Genomic DNA, 17,751 nt, shown 5'->3' with positions numbered 1-17,751 from the left:
CCTCCTTCTGTTTAATCAAATCCTTTGAAAATCGACGAACGGCCATCATCGCCGAGCATTCGCCGGTATCCTTGCACGCGTCTGGATCAAGCGTTTCAGCAGGCCAAGCCCTGCCTCGCTGTTCATGGAGTGACGCATGCTCAAATCAACTTTCTGTTTATTGTTTGTGGGCCTTATGGCCTGCTCATCGGCGCACGCGCAGATTTTCCAGCGCGAGCTCGGCGACTTCGACCTCAAACTCGGCACCACGCCCAGCCGCAGCATGGCCCAAGGGCTGGTCAAACCGGCGGCAGTCGGCTCGTTCCACGGTGGCCTCGATCTCAGCCACGACAGCGGCCTGTATGTCGGCCAGTATGCACCGAGCATGGGCCTGACCCCGGGCAAGAATCTGGAAATCGACTCCTACGTCGGTTTCAAACAACCTTTCGATCAGACCCTCGGCTACGAAGTCGGGATGATCCATTACAGCTATCCCAAAGTAGACACCCTCGACAGCCAGGAGCTGTTCGGCGGCCTGACCCTGCTCGGCAGCCGCTTCGGTGTGGCCGTCAGCAACGACCCGGACAAACAGAACAACACGCTGTTCGCCGACCTCGGCGGCAATCAGCCGTTCGGCATCGGGATCAGCATGAAATACACCACCCACCAACTGAACACGCCGGTGTCGGTGGACGGTGGTTATGTCAGCAGTTTTACCGATTGGTCGGTGAAGTTTTCCCGACCGTTCATGGGCGTCGATCTCGATCTGATCTACAGCAATTCCAACCTCAGCGGCAGCGAATGCTCGGCGTACTCGGGACACAACAGTCAGTGTGACGGCCTGGTGACGCTCAAGGCCGAACGCGCGTTCTATTGATCGGCTGAACTGCCGGGAGCTTCCTGCGTTCACATGAGAATCAGACGTCAGGCTCTCGCAAGGATTCGCTCATGTCTCGCTGGTTCAAACACCTCGCCACCCTGCTGATCTTCACCCTCGCCCTCGGCGCCTGCAGCCGCGTCGGCCTGGCCTACCGCAATCTCGACGTGATCATTCCATGGACGCTTGGCGACTATCTGGACATGACCAGCGAGCAAAAAGACTGGTTCAACGATCGCCTCAAGGAGCACCTGAACTGGCACTGCACCACGCAATTGCCGGGCTACCTCGACTGGCTGGATCGCTTGCAGGCAATGGTCGAAAGCAATCAGGTGACCGACGCTGCGCTGCAAGCACGAACCGAGGAAGCGAAAAAAGCCATTGCCGAAACTGCACGGCAGATCACACCGTCGGCCATCGAGCTGCTGCAAGGGCTGGACGACAAGCAAGTCGCCGAGATGAACGATGCGTTTGCCAAGGATCTGCGCAAACGGGAAAAGGAATACGTCAAACCGCCACTGGCGCAGCAGATCGCCGAGCGCGGCGCGCGCATGGACAAGCGCCTGACCGATTGGCTTGGCCCGTTGAGCGCCACTCAGGAACAACGAGTGATGGCCTGGTCGACCGCGCTGGGCGATCAGAACACTCAATGGATCGCCAACCGCGCACATTGGCAGCAGCAGTTCAGTAACGCCGTTGCCCAGCGTAAAAGTGCCGAATTCCCACAACGAATCGAGACACTTCTGGTCAACCGCGAGCGTTTATGGACAACGGATTACCAGAAGGCTTACGCCAACACCGAAGCGCAAGCGCGCTCGCTGGCGGTGGATTTGATGGCCGAAAGTACGCCGCAGCAGCGTCAGCGGTTGCTGAAGAAAATCGAAGGGGTGCGTAAAGACTTCAATGACCTGAAGTGCCTGAAAGCTGCACAGAAACCTTAGTAGGATGCCAATCCAATGTGGGAGCGGGCTTGCTCGCGAATGCAGTGGATCATTCACCATCTATGTGCCTGATACAGCGCATTCGCGAGCAAGCCCGCTCCCACAAAAGGCCTGTCAGGCAATCTGCGCCTTTGAAGCCAGCTCATCAAACGTCGCCTCATCCAGCGCATCTTCCTGCTCGTCCAGCACCTGCCGCGGATGATCATTTCCGGGAATGCTGCTGTCGATCAGGCTCAGCAGGCTTGATCCGCGTGGCGTCAGAATGAAATTGCTGCCGGTACTGCCCATATGATCAGGGCGCGGTTCGATAAATCCACGATCAAGCAACAAGCCTTCATATTCGCAGGCCACCGTTTTCAGGTGATCCAGATTCTCGATCGGCTCGCCTGCACTGGCTTTCTGCGCCGCATAGTCCTCGGCATATTTTCGCGGCGCGAAACTTTCGCCTGCACTGTTCTGCACTTCATGCAGCAAGCGTTCAATCAAATCCCAGTTATAAGTCGTCATCCTGATTCAACCTCCGGTGCGCGTGATTTGGGGCGCTGTCATAGGTTGTGACCCGGACGCATCGCAGCCGTTCAGCGGCATTTTCCGCAGCGACCGACCGGCGGTCTGTCGAATTGATCGAGGGTTAAACGACTAGTCTGACAAAGACGGTTTCAACCCCCGCAGGAGAAATCATCATGAACGTCGAGAATCATCCGGTGGTATCGCGCGAAGAATGGCTCGCTGCGCGCAAACAGCATCTGGCCGACGAAAAGGCCTTCACCCGTGAGCGCGACCGCTTGAGCGCCAAACGCCGCGCATTGCCCTGGGTCAAAGTCGACAAGGACTACCGCTTCCACGGCCCGCACGGCGAGCTGAAACTGGCCGACCTGTTCGGCCAACACAGTCAATTGATCGTTTACCACTTCATGTTCGCCAAGGACTGGGAAGAAGGGTGTCAGGGCTGCTCGTTCCTGTCCGACCACATCGACGGCGCCAATCTGCACCTGGCGCATCACGACATCGCAATGGTCGCGGTCTCCCACGCCCCGTTTGAACAGTTCCAGGCCTTCAAGCGGCGTATGGGCTGGAAATTCGACTGGGTGTCGTCAGACGGTTCCGATTTCAACTACGACTCTGGTGTTTGCGCCCGCGCTGAAGATGTTGCTGCAGGTAAGGCTACGTACAACTACGAAAAGACTGACAGTGCCGAGGAAGAAATGCCCGGCCTGAGCGTGTTTTATCGTGATGCAAAGGGCGACATTTTCCACACCTACTCAACTTATGCCCGCGGTCTGGACATGCTGGTCGGCGCCTACAACTACCTTGACCTCACGCCCAAGGGCAGGAATGAGGACGAGATCATGGAGTGGGTGCGGCATCATGATCGGTATGAAAATGAAAAAGCCTCGAGTTGCTGCCACCAGAGATAATCAGCAAATCAAAGGAAAGGCAGCGGCCGGCAATACCGCCCGCTGCATCCTGGATGCCTGGAATACGCATCATCGTTTAGTAGTCGAATTTCGTTTTGACTTGTTCGCCTTCGCGATAAGACAGAACAAAGGATATCCATGGCTCGCCGCGAGCAACCGCATTCGCGTGTAATTTTTCTACAAGCGCATAGATTTTCGAATGGTTGAAATCAGTCTCAGCGTCCCAGATTTCTGAACCATTTTTTTCAACGGCGAGGTCTGCCTCCATATAGTTACCACCCCACTCAACGCTGTATCGAAAGGCGTCATAACCGTGAACAATTCCGCCTTCAACCAGCTGAAAAATTGCTTTGACGATTTCAAAGTCTTCAGTAATCACTCTATTTCCTGCGGAAAGGGTCTTTCATTATTCGGGACACGACAGACCGAACTTTCAATGGAGAACCGGAAGTAAACCCACTCTGCCCGTCGTATGCTTACCACGCTCATTCGCCGCGTTGATCTGATCTGCATACGCCGACACGTCGAGCCCGAGACTGATCATTGATCTGATCGATTCCAATGCGGCGTAAATTACACTGCCATTACGTGAAGTCACCTTAAGCAATAAGGCCAGTGCTCTTTTATCCGGGGAATCCCCCAACATTTCACACACCCGTAACACCCAAAAATCGCTCCTGCTGTCTACAACCGAGAAGAGTTCCAGCCAATCAGTATCAGAGAAGCGATCCAGCATCTCGGAGGCGCTGACAATGGCGACGTCAGACCAATAGTCCCTTGGATGCTCCTCATCAGCAAATAAATCTATCAACTTATCAAACTTAATAAACATCGTTGCTGTACTCAATGACTGCAGAAGCATCCCCCGCCCTCTCTGAAGAAAGAAGCGTAAAACGGGGGACAGACTACGTTTTCGCAGTACTTTCTAAACGTGGTCTGTCCCCATTTACGTTGAATTTTGCGCCACCTCCGCGACGTGGGGAGGCCGGCCAGATGATTCTCAGATTTATTATAAATCCGTCCCCTTTTCAGTAGGCTTGTGGGGATCTCTCAGAATCCATCCTCTTTTCCTACCTTTTTCTGAAAAAATGTAATTCACACCTCTAAACAAATAAGATCAAGGGCAACCTTCAACTTCCTTCGCGCCCTTTTCGATAATTTCTTATCATTATAACTTTCAATCGACCGCACTTCGACCAAAGGGCCACCCGGCATTGTTTTGGCTGAACGCGGAACTTCAATAATTGCTACCCGACCGACATCAATAAGCACCCAATAAATATCCTCAGCCTGTTCGGGAACCCAGTCCAAGATGAACGCAACATTAACTTCTGGAAACTTCTCCTGCATTATCCTCAACAGTGCAGAGTTTTCCTCCCCGGAAAACAGTGCCTCCTTGGACCCTAGCAGCTCCCTTTAATTTCCTCATCAAAAATCATTCAAGCACTCCCGGAAACGCTGTAACCAAGTTCCCAAATTTGTCGGTCATTACGGTCATTATAGATGTGCTTTTACCATCATTGAATTTATCTGTCCCAATCTCTCTACCAACATTGACTTCTCGTACATATCGGTCGCCCTGCTTACTTTCAACAATTCTCGTAATAGGCGTATTTATTACTGTTTTGCTCTGTAGAAGCGTACGAATCTCCTTTTCGCTGATAGAGAATTGGCTAGCATTCGACTTACCTGAAAGGTGGCGAGAAATCAAATGATCCATGCCGGAATTTTTCAGGTTGACGCGTGATTTCACTCGACCCGGAATGACAGGTAATGATGGCCCTTTATCGATTTCTACTCGCGGCTTACTGGGTCCTGGGCTGCCACTTACACCCAGAATTCTTCCACCAGTCTTGATGCCAAAGCCTGTGACCCCATCCAAAACAGCACCAAGGAGGAACTTGGTGGCCATCACATAGGGATCTCCCTTCAGCGCAGAGTCAGGATTCGTCTTATCACTCTGGTGAAGGTACTTCATGTATTCCAGTTCGCGACCGGTCACGGCGGCCGCCAACTTGATAGCCGCGGTCTCCATAGCCTCATCGTATTGCTCTTTGACCAAGCCTTTAAGCGCGCTCGCCGTAACACTCACGACTAGCTTGAACGGGCCCATCAAAGCCTGCATCGATAGTGAGATGGCCATAAGCTGTTCTGGGGGAATCTTGCCCGCTAGTGTCAACGCCGTTACAACCGGGGCAAGTAGTGCCTCACCCGCATTTCGAGGAAGGTTACTGATGCCCGTTTCACCGATTTCAAGAACCTCTCCCAGCCTCCAGTTATCCTGTTGATTTACCTTGCACGTTTTGTTTTCGATGCAGTCTTTCAACTTGCCATCGTAGGCTGCGGCTTGAGCCTCAAAATCGACTAGAGCCTGAACAATTTTAGGATCAAGGGTTTCCAGTAACTCTGGGTCAAGTCCGGCACGAACCAGGTTCTTGGTTATCGTGAGCGCGCGCTTCTCTCCAAACTTCTCAATGAAATTTTTCGAAACATCATCGGCATTTACGTGCTGTGCCTGAATATCATTCCAGACATTATCTATGGAGCCCAAAATCAGGGCTATCTGAGCTGCTTGATCCTTTTGATTCTTGGTAAAGTCAGTAACGCTCTTTTCCCACTTATCGAGCGTTGCAACAGGGTGTCTTACTGCATCAATTGAACTACTGCTGACATACAGATCCGTACGATGCTCTTCATCCTTGGTGACCTCGTAAGCCTTATTCACATCCCGATTCAGCCCGGCCGTGGAATCCTGTCCGGTGACCTTGTCGTTGCGTACGATGATCTGGCCCGCGCCGACGGTGGCATTGAGGGTTTGCTCACGATCTTTGTCGTATTTGTAGCCTTCCACCGCCCAGCTTTTCTTGGCGTCCCCCTCCATGCCCTTGTTGGGCTTATCGGCTTGGGCGTCACCGCCCGGGCTATAACTGCCGCTGACATTGAGGTAGTAACCGTGCTCGTTGTCCTTGCCGGTGATGTTGCGATAGCCGAGGGTTCCGGTGTCGAGCTTCAGGTTGCCGTTATCAGCCGTGATGACCGCACCGTCCAACTGGGTGTGGTCCTGTGTGCGGATGTCGACATTGCTCTTGCCATTGATGACCGTCTGGTTTTCGACCCAATTGGTTTTACCGGTGGTTTTGCCATAGCCAACGGAACCGCTCGCTCCATAGAAAGAGCCGGTAATACTCAAGTCGAGTTCTTTTCCGCTGACCTTGCCGGTGTTCGGGACCGACGTTACGGTGAGGTTTCGACCGACATCGCCGATGACTTCATCACCACGCAGCGTGGCGCCCGCAATGTTGGTGTCACCCTTGCTCTCGAAACTCAACTTGTTGCCGGCATACAGATAGGCTTCCTGCTGCTTGACACCCTCACGGTTGAGGTCACCGATCCCCACATTCGCCGAGCCATAGATGCCGAAACCTTGCTGGCCAAAGATGATGCCGCCCTCGGCCCCCCAGCTGCGTCGATCATTCGAGCTGCTGTAGGCATTCTGTGAAGACAGAATGTTCAGGTCGTTACCGGCCTTGAGCTTGATGTCACGCTCTGCGGTGACCTGGGTACCCACCAGTGTCAGATCGTTTTTTGCATCCAGATTGATGCTGCCGCCAGCATTCAACTGAGCGGTCGTCGAATTCCCCTGCGCGGACTCGCCTACGTTACCGGCGTTGCTGACCCCTACACCGAGTTTGAAGCCGCCGGTGGTGCCGCCTTTCACGCCACCTTTGCTTTGGGTCGAATGATCCTCGGTGTTCTCGGAACCGTGAGCCACATCGAACCGGATGTCTTTGCCCTTGACGTTGATGTCGCGACCGGCATTGAACTGGCTGCCACTCACATTGACGTTGTTCCCTGCATCAACGGTAATGTCGCCTCCCGCCGACAATGTCGACGGACGTTGAGTCACCGAAGTCTGCGTGCTGCTGGAACTGACGCTAGAAGCACCGGCATGTCCGTCAAACTTCGGCCCGCTGAAGAATTGATCCAGGGTGTCGACCGACTTCAGCACGCTGGAGCCCTTGCTGACCCCGTCCTCACCCTTGCCCGTGCCTTTGAGGCCGTCAATGGTATTGCCGATGTTGTAGGCAACCGTCGTGGTCGTCCCGTTGCGTTTCACGCTGTCACGAATGGTGACTTCGCTGGCTTCTTCCTTGGCATCGATATTGATGTCGCGGTCGGCCTTGAGCCGGATGTTGTTTCCCGCCGTAAAATCGGAGCCTTGCTGGTTGATGTCACGACCGGCATTTACATTGAGGTTCATCCCGGCATCGATGGAGCTACCGGCAGCGGTGTAGCCACTGCTGTCGACACCGTGTTTGATCGTCTCGTTACCGACAAACGTAGTGAATCCATTGTTGTCGATGGTCTGTTTGATGCCGTAGCTCTTATCGGTTTTCCACTCATTGCTGCGTTGTTTATCGATCGACGCGACAACGTTGACATCGCGTCCGGCGTCAAGCGAAGCGTTGTTATCGGCACTGATGCCGCTGCCGATGATGTTGATGTCACGGGCTGCGTCGAGAATTGCATCGTGACCGGCATTGACCTGACTACCGACACTGTTGGAGCTGATGACCTCGCGCCCGTTTTTGTGCGATGCATTGAGGGTGATGTCAGCTCCTGCACCCGGCGTACCCGCGAATAGACCGATGGTGTCCTTGAGCGACAGGCCCAGTTTTTTCTTGTACTCCTCGGCTCGGCTGTAGGCCTGATCGTCGGCTGACGACAGGGTGATGTCGCCTTCCTTGTCCACCAGCCCCGCGTGCAGCTCGGCATCGTTATCGGCATTGATCTGGCTGGCGTTCAGACGCACGTCGCGTCCAGCCAGCACCACGGCGTCGTGGCCAGCATTGAGTTCGCTGCCAATCTGGGTGACGGTGGTCTGCAGCTGGCTCTTTCCGCTGCTGGACATGCCGAACAGACCGGTCTTGGTTTTCTTACTGTAGTTGCCCGCCTCTTCAGTGGCAGAAAGCACGGACACGTCTTTAGTCGCCCCCACTACCAGATCATTGCCAGCTTTCAATTGGCTGCCAATGATGGTTACGTTGCGTCCACCATCGAGAGTGACAGCGCCATCGTTGTCCTTCGAGGTGTTGACGGTCAGGTCGTGGCCCGCCTCGATCACCGAAGCGACGTTCTCGCTTTCATAGCTTTGGCGCTCGGTCGTCTTGCTGCGCCCGAACGAGCCGTTTTTCTTCTTGTAGTAATAGGACGAACTCTCGTCCTTTGCGGAGGCAACAGTAATGTCCTGCACCGCATCGAGGCTGACATCTTCCGTAGCCTTGATCCGACTGGCGATGATGCCCAGATCGTTACCCGCGTTCAGCGCGATATCGCGTCCGGCGTTCAGTAAGGATGCTTGTTGAGTGATGCTGTGGGTTTCGTTCGCGCGCTTCTTGCTGCGCGATACGTAGTCACTCTCGTCGGCGGCCGAAGTGATGACAATGTCATGGCCTGCGGTTGCAGCGAGATCCCGCTTGGCATCCAGCCGACTGGCCACAACCGCCACATCCCGATCGGCACTGATCGACAGATCGCGCCCTGATGTCACTTCAGCCCCATGCTGGGTAATTGTCTGATCGAGGTAGCTGCCGCCCCGCGCATTGGTGCTGCGATCCTGCACTGAAGTGATGTTCACATCGCGATCGGCATCGAGCGTCATGTCCCCACCGCTTTTCAGCACGCCGCCGATGTTGTTGATGTCTTTGCCGGACTTGACCGTAAGATCATTGGCCGCTTCGATTCGCGCGGCGTTGTCCAGGTAGTCGCGGTGGAACACGTTGCCACCGCGATTGACATCGACACTGGTCACGTCACGCTGGTTGATCACGCTGCCGTTGGTGGCTGTGAGGCTGACGTCCTTGCCGGAAATGATGCCGCCGGATTTGTTGATGATGTCGTTGCCGGCCTTGAGCGTCAGGCGTTCGCCGGCTTCGATCAGACCGGTGTTGGTGAGGTTATTGCCGGCCTCCGCCGACAGGTTGTTGGAGGCGCGCAGCGTCCCGGCATTATCCAGATTGCCACCGGCGATCAGGGTCACGTCACCGCCCTGGATCAGCGCGCCGTTCGGCGCCAGGCGGTTGTTGGCCTGGGCCAGATACAGCACCGGCACCAGCACTTTTTCTCCGTTCACTTCGTGCTCTTCGAGCCAGACGATGTCGTGGGTCAGTGCCGCCACTTGTTGCGCGGTCAGGGTGACGCCCACCGACAGGTTGAGCTGATCCTTGCTGGCGATGGCGTTGTTCATCAGGTACTTGAACATGCCTTCGTCGGAGGTCTGTCCGTCGATGAAGCGCTGGCCGGTGCGGGCCACCACGGCCTGCTGCACCATGCGTTGTTCAAACAGTCCGTCGCCCAGGCGCTTGGCGCTGGTGTCGGGGTCGTAGCCGAGCTTGCCCAACAGATAGTCCGAGCTCATGAACTGCTTGAGGTTGGTCAGCGCCGGGTTGGTTTCGATCAGATATTTGTGCGGGTTGGAGCGCACGCTGGTATCGGGTAGGGCCTGCACGCGTGGAACGTCGAAAGAAACGTTGCCACGAGGGGGCATCAGCACACCAACCGGCCCGTCACCGGCAGCGGCATTGACGTTGATGACAGCCGTCTTGTCGTTGAGATTCAGCGAAGGACGGCTGGCCAATGCCAGCTCACGATTCTTCACCGAGACTGGATCGTTTTTATCGAACTGGAGGTCTGTTGCATGCCTGACCGGCATGCCGCCCGCATGTGTCGAGGGTGCGGCCGTGATGGAGCCGATCGTCCAGTCCTTGCCGGCTACGAGCGTTTGCTCGCTGCCGTCCTTGCGGCTGAGGCGGAACAGACCGTTGTCGCCGGTCGGCAGGGTGAAGCCCGGCAAGGCCAGTGGGTTGACCTGTTGTTGGGCGAGGTCTGGAGGAAGCTGGGCGTTGATACGGATGACTGTCGGGGTGACTTGACCCGCCAGTTGCGTGGAGCCCAGGCGAGACGCTCCGCCGGCAGCGGCGTTACCGTTGCGAACGACGCCGTTGTCCAGTTTGTTGGTCGCGTTGATGTAGACGGTGCCGCCGGCCTGAACGACTGCGTTGGCATTGGCCGTCGGGCTGCTTTCAATAGTGGTGACTTTGGAGAACGCTGCGTTCTTGACCGCAGCCGGCGCCTCCGTGCGCACGCCGCTGTCGTAGCTCGGTGCAGGGAAAGGCAATTTCCCGTCGTAGTCTAGAAGGATCGACCCAAACAGGAAGAAGTTGGCGGCCTCGCTACCGGTATGACGCCCGCCGACCGTAGTCAACGTTTCGACGTTGTTCATGTCCCAAGTGTGGAGGTTCGGGATCATTTTGATTTTGCCGTCCGAGACCCCCATTTTTCCTGAGTCATAGTCCGGATCATTGGCAGCGTTATAGGCGAGTACGTCCCTCCAGAAAAACACGTCATGCCGACCTGGCGCGGCGAACCAGCGACTGACGGTGTAGTCCCCGACAGTCGCTCCCTGGTTCGTGAAGTTCTGCACGTTGATTGTCATGTCACGCCCGGCGCTTACGACAGAGGCGTTATTGATGAACTCCCGACCATTCCCAGTAAGGTTTCGCCCGGCCGTCAGCGTGCCGGAAGCCGAATCCTGAACAATGGTTGAGTGGTATTTTTCAATCCACACCATGTGGCTCGGCAGGCGAGTCTCGTAAAAAATGTTGGAGAACGAAGTACAGGTTTCGCACCGAACACCAATCGCCCCGGAGATCAGCCCGCCCCCGGCAGCCACTTCAAACACATCCTTGCGATTCTCGATGTGATCCGCCGCCAGACTCAGATCACCCACGCTTTCAATGGTCGCTGAAACGTTGTTGATCGACGAACTCCAGCCGTTGCTGTCGTCCCGGGCAATGCTGATGTTGCCGATGCCATAGATGTCGGCGTAGCGATTGGTCAGCGTGCCGACGCGCAAGGCCATGTCGCCGCCACTGAAAATCAGCCCGTTCTGGTTAAGCAGTGAATCGGTGTTGACGCGCAGATAGCCGGCGCTGCCCAGCGTCCCGTTGTTGGTCAGCGCTGCGGCATTGACGGTCAGGCTGTCTGCCGACGTCAGTCGGCCCAGGTTGGTCAGGTTGCCGCGACTGGTGATCGTGGCGGTCGTCGCACCGGTGATGCTGGCCGCGCTGCTCAGTTCGATTCCGGACGCGGTGAGGCCAAGATTGCCTACACTGCTGAGCCGACCGTTGCCGCCATAAGTGCCGCTCAACTGGATATCGAAATTGCCACTGCTGGCAATCAATCCGTCATTGTTCCAACTGCCGCCACGTCCAATCAACTGATTGGAAGCAAGCAACTGGCCGCTCGCAGTCTGCACAAAATTGCCGACATTGACGGTCAACCGCCCAGCCTGAATCACACTGCTGTTGGTCCAGCTGTCCGCGTTCAGCGTCAGGCCGCCGAGGGTCACCAGCGAGCCGCCGGCGTTCATGACGTTGGCGGTCGAGATGCCGAATTCGCCGACGCCGACATGGGTGATCGAGCCGCCGGCATTGAGCAGGCTCGGCGTGGCGAGATTGAAGTCGTTGTTGGCGGTTTCCACCAGACCGTTGCGGTTATCGAACTGGCTGCCGATCTGGAAATCGGTTTTGCCGCCAGCGCCCAGCGCGCGCAGTTTGCCGCCCTGGTTATCGAGGTTGGCAGCACGAATCGTCAGTGTGCCAGCGCTTTCGATCAGGCCGCTGCGGTTGCTGAGGTTGCCGTTGACGCCCAGGTCGATGCCATTGCCGCTGATCTGGCCGGCGTTGTTGCTCATCGAGCCGGCGGTGGCTTTCACCTTGCCCCGGGCGTAGATTCCGCCGCCGCTGTTGTCGAGCGTGCCGACACCGGCATCGAGCAGGATGTCACCGCTGTTGGCGGCGATACGCCCGCCGTCGCTGTAGATACCACCGAGTGCGCGCAGGTCGAGGCGGCTGCCTTCGATCTTGCCGCCCTGGCCGTTGCGCAACACGCCGGTCAGGCGGGTCTGCAGCAAACCCTTGAGGCTCGACAGCACACCGCCACGGCTGTCGAGGCTGGCGGCGGTGAGGGTCAGGTCGCCGTTCTGGGCGATGATCTTGCCGCCCTGGTTGTCGATGGCGCCGCTGCCCGCATTCACGGTCAGTGCTGTCATGCTTTGCACAGCGCCCTTGGCGTTGTTCAGCGCCGCAGCGGTGAGGTTCACCCCGGCATCGCGGCTGGAGATCAGGCCATCGGTGTCGTTGTGCAGAGTGCCGCCAGCGGTGAGATCCAGTTGGCTGTTAGCCGACACGGTGCCGCTTTGGCTGTTGTTCAGATCACCGCTGGTGAGCAGGTTCAGCAAGGTCTGGCTGATCAGTTGCCCGCCGCGGTTGTCGACACTGGCGGAACGCTTGATCAGCAGTGGGCCGCTGCTGCCCAGCGCACCATTGACGTTGGTCAGGGCACCGAGCAGGTCGAGGCTGACGCTGTCATCGCCAACGAGGCTGCCATTGCTGTTGTTCAGGTGCGTGCCGGTGAAGGTCAGGGCTTTTTTCGCAGTGACTCTGCCGCCGCTGTTGTCCAGCGATGCGGCGCGGACGTCCAGCGCGTCACCGCTCTCGATCAAGCCGCCGGAAGCATTGCTGAGCGTGCCGCCAGTCAGGGCCAGCGTCTGTTTGCCGCCACTGCTGACCGTGCCGTTGCTGTTATCGAGGCTGGCCGCTTTGATACTCACTTCGCCCTTCGCGCCCACGCCACCTTTGCTGTGGTTGGTGAGCGCACCACTGAGGTCGATGCTGGTGTTGCCGAGCAGACTGGAAACACTGCCTTGCTGACTGTTGTCGAGGGTGCCGCCGGTGACGCTCACGCCGTTCCAGCCGGAGACCAGACCACCCTGGTTTTTCAGCTCGGCAGCGGTCAGAGTCAGTTGATCGTTGCTGATCAGGTTGCCGCCACGGTTGTCCAGGCTGTTGCCTTTCAAACTGAAGCTGTTGACGCTGGAAATCTCGCCCTTCTGGTTATTCAGATTGCGCAGCGTATCGATGCTCAACACGCCTTTGCTGTTGATCACGCCGTTCTGGTTATTGAGGTCACGCAGGTGGGCGATGCTTAGCAAACCCTTGCTGCTGATCAGGCCGTCCTGGTTATTCAGATCCTGTGCGGTGGCGCCCAGATCGATCGCCACGCCCGCAACACCCACCAGCGTGCCGCCCTGATTATTCAGGCCGGTGCTGTTGAGGGTCAGTTGTTGCGCGGCCTTGATGCTGCCCTTGTTCTGGTTGTTCAGCAGGCCATCGACCTTGACGTCGATATCGCTGTCACTGAGCAAAACACCTTCGCCGCTGTTATCCAGACTCGCCGCGCGAACCTGCAGCGCCGCCGCCGCGATCTTGCCTTTGATCGAGGTCAGCGCGTTGTCGATCTGCAGGGTGAGTTTCTGATTGCTCAGCAGTTGGCCGCCGCTGTTATCCAATGACTTGGCGAGCAGTTCGAAAGCCTGCTCGCTGGAAATCTCGCCGCCACGGTTGTTTACGTCAGCCAGATTCTTCAACAACAACTGACCCGGTGCACTGATGACGCCGCCCTGGTTGTTCAACGCGCCGCCGTTCAGATCGACGCTGACATCAGCATTGCTGCTGAACAGCCTGCCGCCCTGTTGATCGAGACCACGAACATTGGCCACCAGCGAATTGGCCGCGCCGAGACTGCCGGCGGTGTTGGTCACCTGGCCGGCCGCGATGTGCAATTGATCGGCGGAGTAAATGCTGGCCTGGCTGTTGTTGAGGTCGCCGGTGGTGATGCTCAGTTTGCCTTTGCCACTGATCGCGCCTTTTTGCTGATTATCCAGCGCGCTGCTGTTGAGCGTGAGGTCGCTGTCGGTCAGCAGTTTGCCGCCCTGGTTACTGACGGCGCCACGTGTGTCGATGGTCAGCGCTTTGGCGCTGGAGACCGTGCCGGCGTTGTTGTCGAGGCTGTCGGCGTTGATCGCCAGAGCCCCTTCGCTGACGACACTGCCTTGCGCATTGTTCAGACCCGCAGAGAGGTTGATTGCGATATCTTTCTGGCTGGTCAGACGTCCGCTGTTTTCCAGGGTTTTGCCCGTCAGGGTCAAGCCGCTGTCACCGGACAGCAGCCCCTTGTTGCGGTTGATGACGTCATTAACCGTCAGCGCCAGATTGCCGCCGGCGAGCATGTAACCGCTGTCGCTGTTGTCGAGCCAGGCGCCGATCAGGCTCACATCGGCCTTGCTCGACAGTTCGCCGCTGCGGTTGTCGATACGGTCGACGCTGAGCTTCAGCGCTTTTGTTGAACCGATGAGGCCTTCCTGACGGTTATCCAGACTGGCGGCGGTAATCGTCAGGCCGTTGTCGGCGATGACCACACCGTTCTGGTTATCGAACATTCCGGTGACGCTGAAATCGACATCACCCCGCACGCGAATGTCGCCGCTGTTGTTGTTCAAACTGGCGCTGCGACTGTCGAGGCTGGCGGAAGCAATCACCCCTTTGACGTTGCTCAGGGCGCGGTCGATGACGAGGCTGAGCTTTTCATTGCTGAGCAATTTGCCGCCGTCGTTGTTCAGGCTTTGCGCATTGAGGCTCCAGGCCTTGGCAGCGGAAATTTCACCGACGCTGTTGTCGACGTCCTTGAGGTTTTTCAGCAGCAACTGGCCCGGCGTATGAATATTGCCGCGCTGGTTGTTGAGCAGGCCGTTGTTCATGTCCAGGGTCAGGTCGCTGTTGCTGAACAGCTCGCCGCCGTCTTGTTCCAGCGAGGTCAGCGAAGCCTGAAGTTTCTGCTGGCTACCGATGGTGCCCCCGGAGTTGTCCAGGTGCCCGGCGATCAACAACAACGAGCCATCGGTGGCGATACTGCCGCTCTGACGGTTCTTCAACTCGCCGGTAGTCAGGGTCGAATCGGCCTTGGCGCTGATGATGCCGTTGGCGCTGTTATCCAGGCTGCCACTTTTGAAGGTCAGGCCTTTCTGCGAGACGATCAGGCCGCCCTGGCTGAGTACCGCGCCGGTGGCGGTCAGCGCCATTGCTTCAAGGCTCGACAGTTTGCCCAAGCGATTGTCGAGGCTGCCGGCGCTGAGGGTCATCTGCCCTTCACTGCTGATGAGGCCTTGCTGGTTATCCATCGCGCCGTCGAAGGTCAGCCCCAGACTGTTCTGACTGACGATCCGCCCTGCGACGTTACTCAACCCGGTGCCGCTCAGGGTGCTCGCGCCCTTGCTGAAAATCAGGCCGTTGCTGGCGTTGATGATCTGCGCGACTTTCGCCTCCAGCGTGGTGTCGGACAACACCTTGCCGCCCTCGCTGTTGTCCAGGCGCGACCCGTTGATGTGCAGGTCCTGCTGGCTGGAGAGCGAGCCGCCGCGGTTGTCGATCTGGTCGACGTTGACCGTCAGGGTCTTGAGCGACCCGACGAGACCGTCCTGATGGTTCTGCAGCGTCTTGCCGGTGAGCAACAGGTTGCCTTCGGCAACCAGTTCACCGCCCTGCTGGTTCAGGCTGTCGATGTTGGCGTCGACATCGCCCTTGCCGGAAATCCGTCCGCCATCGTTGGTGACATTGTTGGCCTTGAGGCTCAGCAAACCGGTCGAGGTGAGCAGACCGCCATTGCGGTTGTCCAGCGTGTTGCCCTCGAACGTCAGCGTTGTCTTGCTTTCAACGCGGCCCTTGTCGCCGTTATCCAGTTCACCGATCAACAGTTTCGCCGCCTGATCAGCGCGAATCGTGCCGCCGCGGTTGTCCGTGTTGGTGCTGGTAACCGTCAGGGTATTGAGGCTGGAGATCTTGCCGGCACGGTTATCCAGGCGCGTGGCCTGCACGTCCATGGCAGCGTTGGCCTGGATCAGGCCTTTGTTCTGGTTGTCCAGGCGATCGCTGATGCGCGTGGTCAGCGTGCCTTCACTGGTCAACTGGCCTTGCTGGCTATTGTCGAATTGCTGTGCGCGCAGGGTCAGCGCTTGTCTGGCGCCGATCCGGCCGCCGTTGCTGTTGTTGATCGCACTGAGGGCGGTGATGTCGAGCAACTGCCCGGCGGTCATCACGCCGGCGACGTTATCCAGCGAAGTGACCGTCAGCACTGCGTCGGTCTGGCCGCTGAGTTCGCCATTGCGGTTGATCAATTGACCGATGTTGCCGGTCAGTCTGGTCTGGCTGTTGATCACGCCTTTGTTGTTCAGCACTTGAGCGGCATTCAGGTTCATCGTGCCGCCGCTCAGTACGCGCCCGCTATTGCGGTTGTCCAGGGTGCCCGCCGTGATCGCCGTGGTTTGTCCGCTGAGGGTGCCGCCCTGGTTGCTCAGGGTTTGCGCAGTGCTGACTGTCAGATTGCGGCCGGCGATGAGGCTTTTGCCAGTGTTGTCGAGGTTTTGCGCACTCAGGCTCAGATCACCGTTGGCGTTACGGCTGCCGTCGGCGTTGACCCCGGCCTCGATGACTCCGGCGTTGGTCAGCTGACCGCTGGCACTGAGGTTGATACTGTCGCGGGCAGCCAGGGTCTGGCGGTTGGTCAGATTGCCTTGGGTCTGCACGTTCAATGTCGTGCCGGCATAGACTGGGCCGCGCGCATCAAGGCTGGCCGCCTTGACGTTGACCGCGCCAGTGGCCGAGGTATCAACCAGGCTCAATTGACCATTGGCATCAAGCTGAATATCGCCACCGCTGGCGATCAGTTTACCGTCGAGCTTCACGCCGACCCCGGCCTCGGTGCCGACCAGTTTGATCGCCCCGGCATACATCCCGCCCAGCGCCGAGGAGTCAATCGCCAGTTGCGGTTTGGCGCTGCCGTCATCGGCGCGGGCCGTGACGTTCAAGGTCTGTGCGTTAACGTCGTTGCGCCCGGCAACGATGGTCAGGTTCTGCGCCTGGATTTCGGCATTGATCTTCGCGCTACGGGTGATGATTTCGAAGCGGTCGACGTTGGTCGCGTTAAGCCCGGCGCCTTCAATGGCCACAGAACCCTGATCAACCTGAAAACGATCCAGCCGCCCCGCGCCATCCAGCACCGGTTTGCCGGTGGTCAGCGTCACGCGCGGCGCGTTGATGAAGCCGCAACCATTACAGGTGATGCCATACGGGTTGGCGACAATCACTCGCGCCGACTGCCCCGCCACTTCGGTGTAACCGCGCAACTGGCTTGGGTTGCCGCTGATGACTTCGTTGAGAATGGCTTGCGCCGAGCCGCTGTTTTTCAGGTTCGGGTTGCCGATAATGTGGCCGCCCAATTGTGTGTTCGACGTCTGGCTCGAGCCGTTGTTGAGGATGACACCCTGCGCGCCGACGTTGTAATCGTGGAACTGGTTATGCGACAGACCGCTGCCGTTGGGCGTGGCGATGTTGATGATCGGCACGCCGTTACCGGCCCGATCCAGCGCGGTGTTCGGGTTGGCCACGACAATGCCGTCGGCCTGCGCCCACATCGGTTGCCAGAACATGACGTTCGCCAGCAGGAACGCCAGCCCGCGCTTGGGCATGCCCAGAAACGACTCACGGGTTTTCACGTCAGCAGAAGGCTGACCAGCGAGGAAGGCGTATTGGCGAACGTCCATGTTTGAGCTCTCGTTGCGACAGGCGAGTGAGTTCTGGGT

8 protein-coding genes are annotated in these 17,751 nt (G+C 57.7%); 3 read left to right on the top strand and 5 right to left on the bottom strand.

Annotated elements, in window-relative coordinates:
* Positions 1-136: 136 nt before the first annotated feature.
* Both ACOYXI_RS26665 and ACOYXI_RS26660 read left to right on the top strand, forming a co-directional pair.
* A complete protein-coding gene (locus tag ACOYXI_RS26665) occupies positions 137-856 on the top strand; it encodes a TorF family putative porin (RefSeq protein ID WP_096797476.1) in 720 nt (239 codons plus the stop codon).
* A 71-nt stretch (positions 857-927) separates the two neighbouring features.
* Entirely contained in the window at positions 928-1,797 is an 870-nt protein-coding gene (locus tag ACOYXI_RS26660; protein ID WP_098967741.1) for a DUF6279 family lipoprotein, read from the top strand.
* 114 nt (positions 1,798-1,911) lie between these two features.
* Here ACOYXI_RS26660 and ACOYXI_RS26655 read toward each other — a convergent pair whose 3' ends face one another.
* Positions 1,912-2,304, bottom strand: coding sequence for a transcriptional regulator (locus tag ACOYXI_RS26655; RefSeq protein WP_134785697.1), 393 nt, complete (start codon positions 2,302-2,304; stop codon positions 1,912-1,914).
* A 176-nt stretch (positions 2,305-2,480) separates the two neighbouring features.
* On the opposite strand from ACOYXI_RS26655, the gene ACOYXI_RS26650 reads away from it, so the two are divergent.
* Positions 2,481-3,215 (top strand): DUF899 domain-containing protein, encoded by a 735-nt coding sequence (locus ACOYXI_RS26650; protein ID WP_098967739.1) that lies wholly within the window; start codon positions 2,481-2,483, stop codon positions 3,213-3,215.
* A gap of 76 nt (positions 3,216-3,291) precedes the next feature.
* Here the strand turns inward: ACOYXI_RS26650 and ACOYXI_RS26645 are convergent, their stop codons facing one another.
* The 4 genes from ACOYXI_RS26645 to ACOYXI_RS26630 form a co-directional block, all read right to left on the bottom strand.
* Complete coding sequence (locus tag ACOYXI_RS26645) at positions 3,292-3,594, bottom strand: hypothetical protein (RefSeq protein ID WP_098967738.1); 303 nt, start codon at positions 3,592-3,594, stop codon at positions 3,292-3,294.
* A 54-nt stretch (positions 3,595-3,648) separates the two neighbouring features.
* A complete protein-coding gene (locus ACOYXI_RS26640; RefSeq protein WP_127646219.1) occupies positions 3,649-4,077 on the bottom strand; it encodes a hypothetical protein in 429 nt (142 codons plus the stop codon).
* 233 nt (positions 4,078-4,310) lie between these two features.
* Positions 4,311-4,565, bottom strand: a complete 255-nt coding sequence (locus tag ACOYXI_RS26635; RefSeq protein ID WP_461675477.1) for a hypothetical protein — start codon at positions 4,563-4,565, stop codon at positions 4,311-4,313.
* Positions 4,566-4,650: 85 nt separating this feature from the next.
* A complete protein-coding gene (locus tag ACOYXI_RS26630) occupies positions 4,651-17,712 on the bottom strand; it encodes a hemagglutinin repeat-containing protein (protein ID WP_461675476.1) in 13,062 nt (4,353 codons plus the stop codon).
* Positions 17,713-17,751 lie beyond the last annotated feature (39 nt).

It is taken from the genome of Pseudomonas sp. G3-19 (assembly GCF_054855875.1).
This window is presented reverse-complemented; position numbering and strand designations above follow the sequence as displayed.

Coding starts and splice junctions, on each gene's coding strand:
- ACOYXI_RS26665 (WP_096797476.1), top strand. CDS start 137: ATGCTCAAATCAACTTTCTGTTTATTGTTTGTGGGCCTTATGGCCTGC.
- ACOYXI_RS26655 (WP_134785697.1), bottom strand. CDS start 2,304: ATGACGACTTATAACTGGGATTTGATTGAACGCTTGCTGCATGAAGTG.
- ACOYXI_RS26630 (WP_461675476.1), bottom strand. CDS start 17,712: ATGGACGTTCGCCAATACGCCTTCCTCGCTGGTCAGCCTTCTGCTGAC.
- ACOYXI_RS26635 (WP_461675477.1), bottom strand. CDS start 4,565: ATGCAGGAGAAGTTTCCAGAAGTTAATGTTGCGTTCATCTTGGACTGG.
- ACOYXI_RS26660 (WP_098967741.1), top strand. CDS start 928: ATGTCTCGCTGGTTCAAACACCTCGCCACCCTGCTGATCTTCACCCTC.
- ACOYXI_RS26650 (WP_098967739.1), top strand. CDS start 2,481: ATGAACGTCGAGAATCATCCGGTGGTATCGCGCGAAGAATGGCTCGCT.
- ACOYXI_RS26640 (WP_127646219.1), bottom strand. CDS start 4,077: ATGCTTCTGCAGTCATTGAGTACAGCAACGATGTTTATTAAGTTTGAT.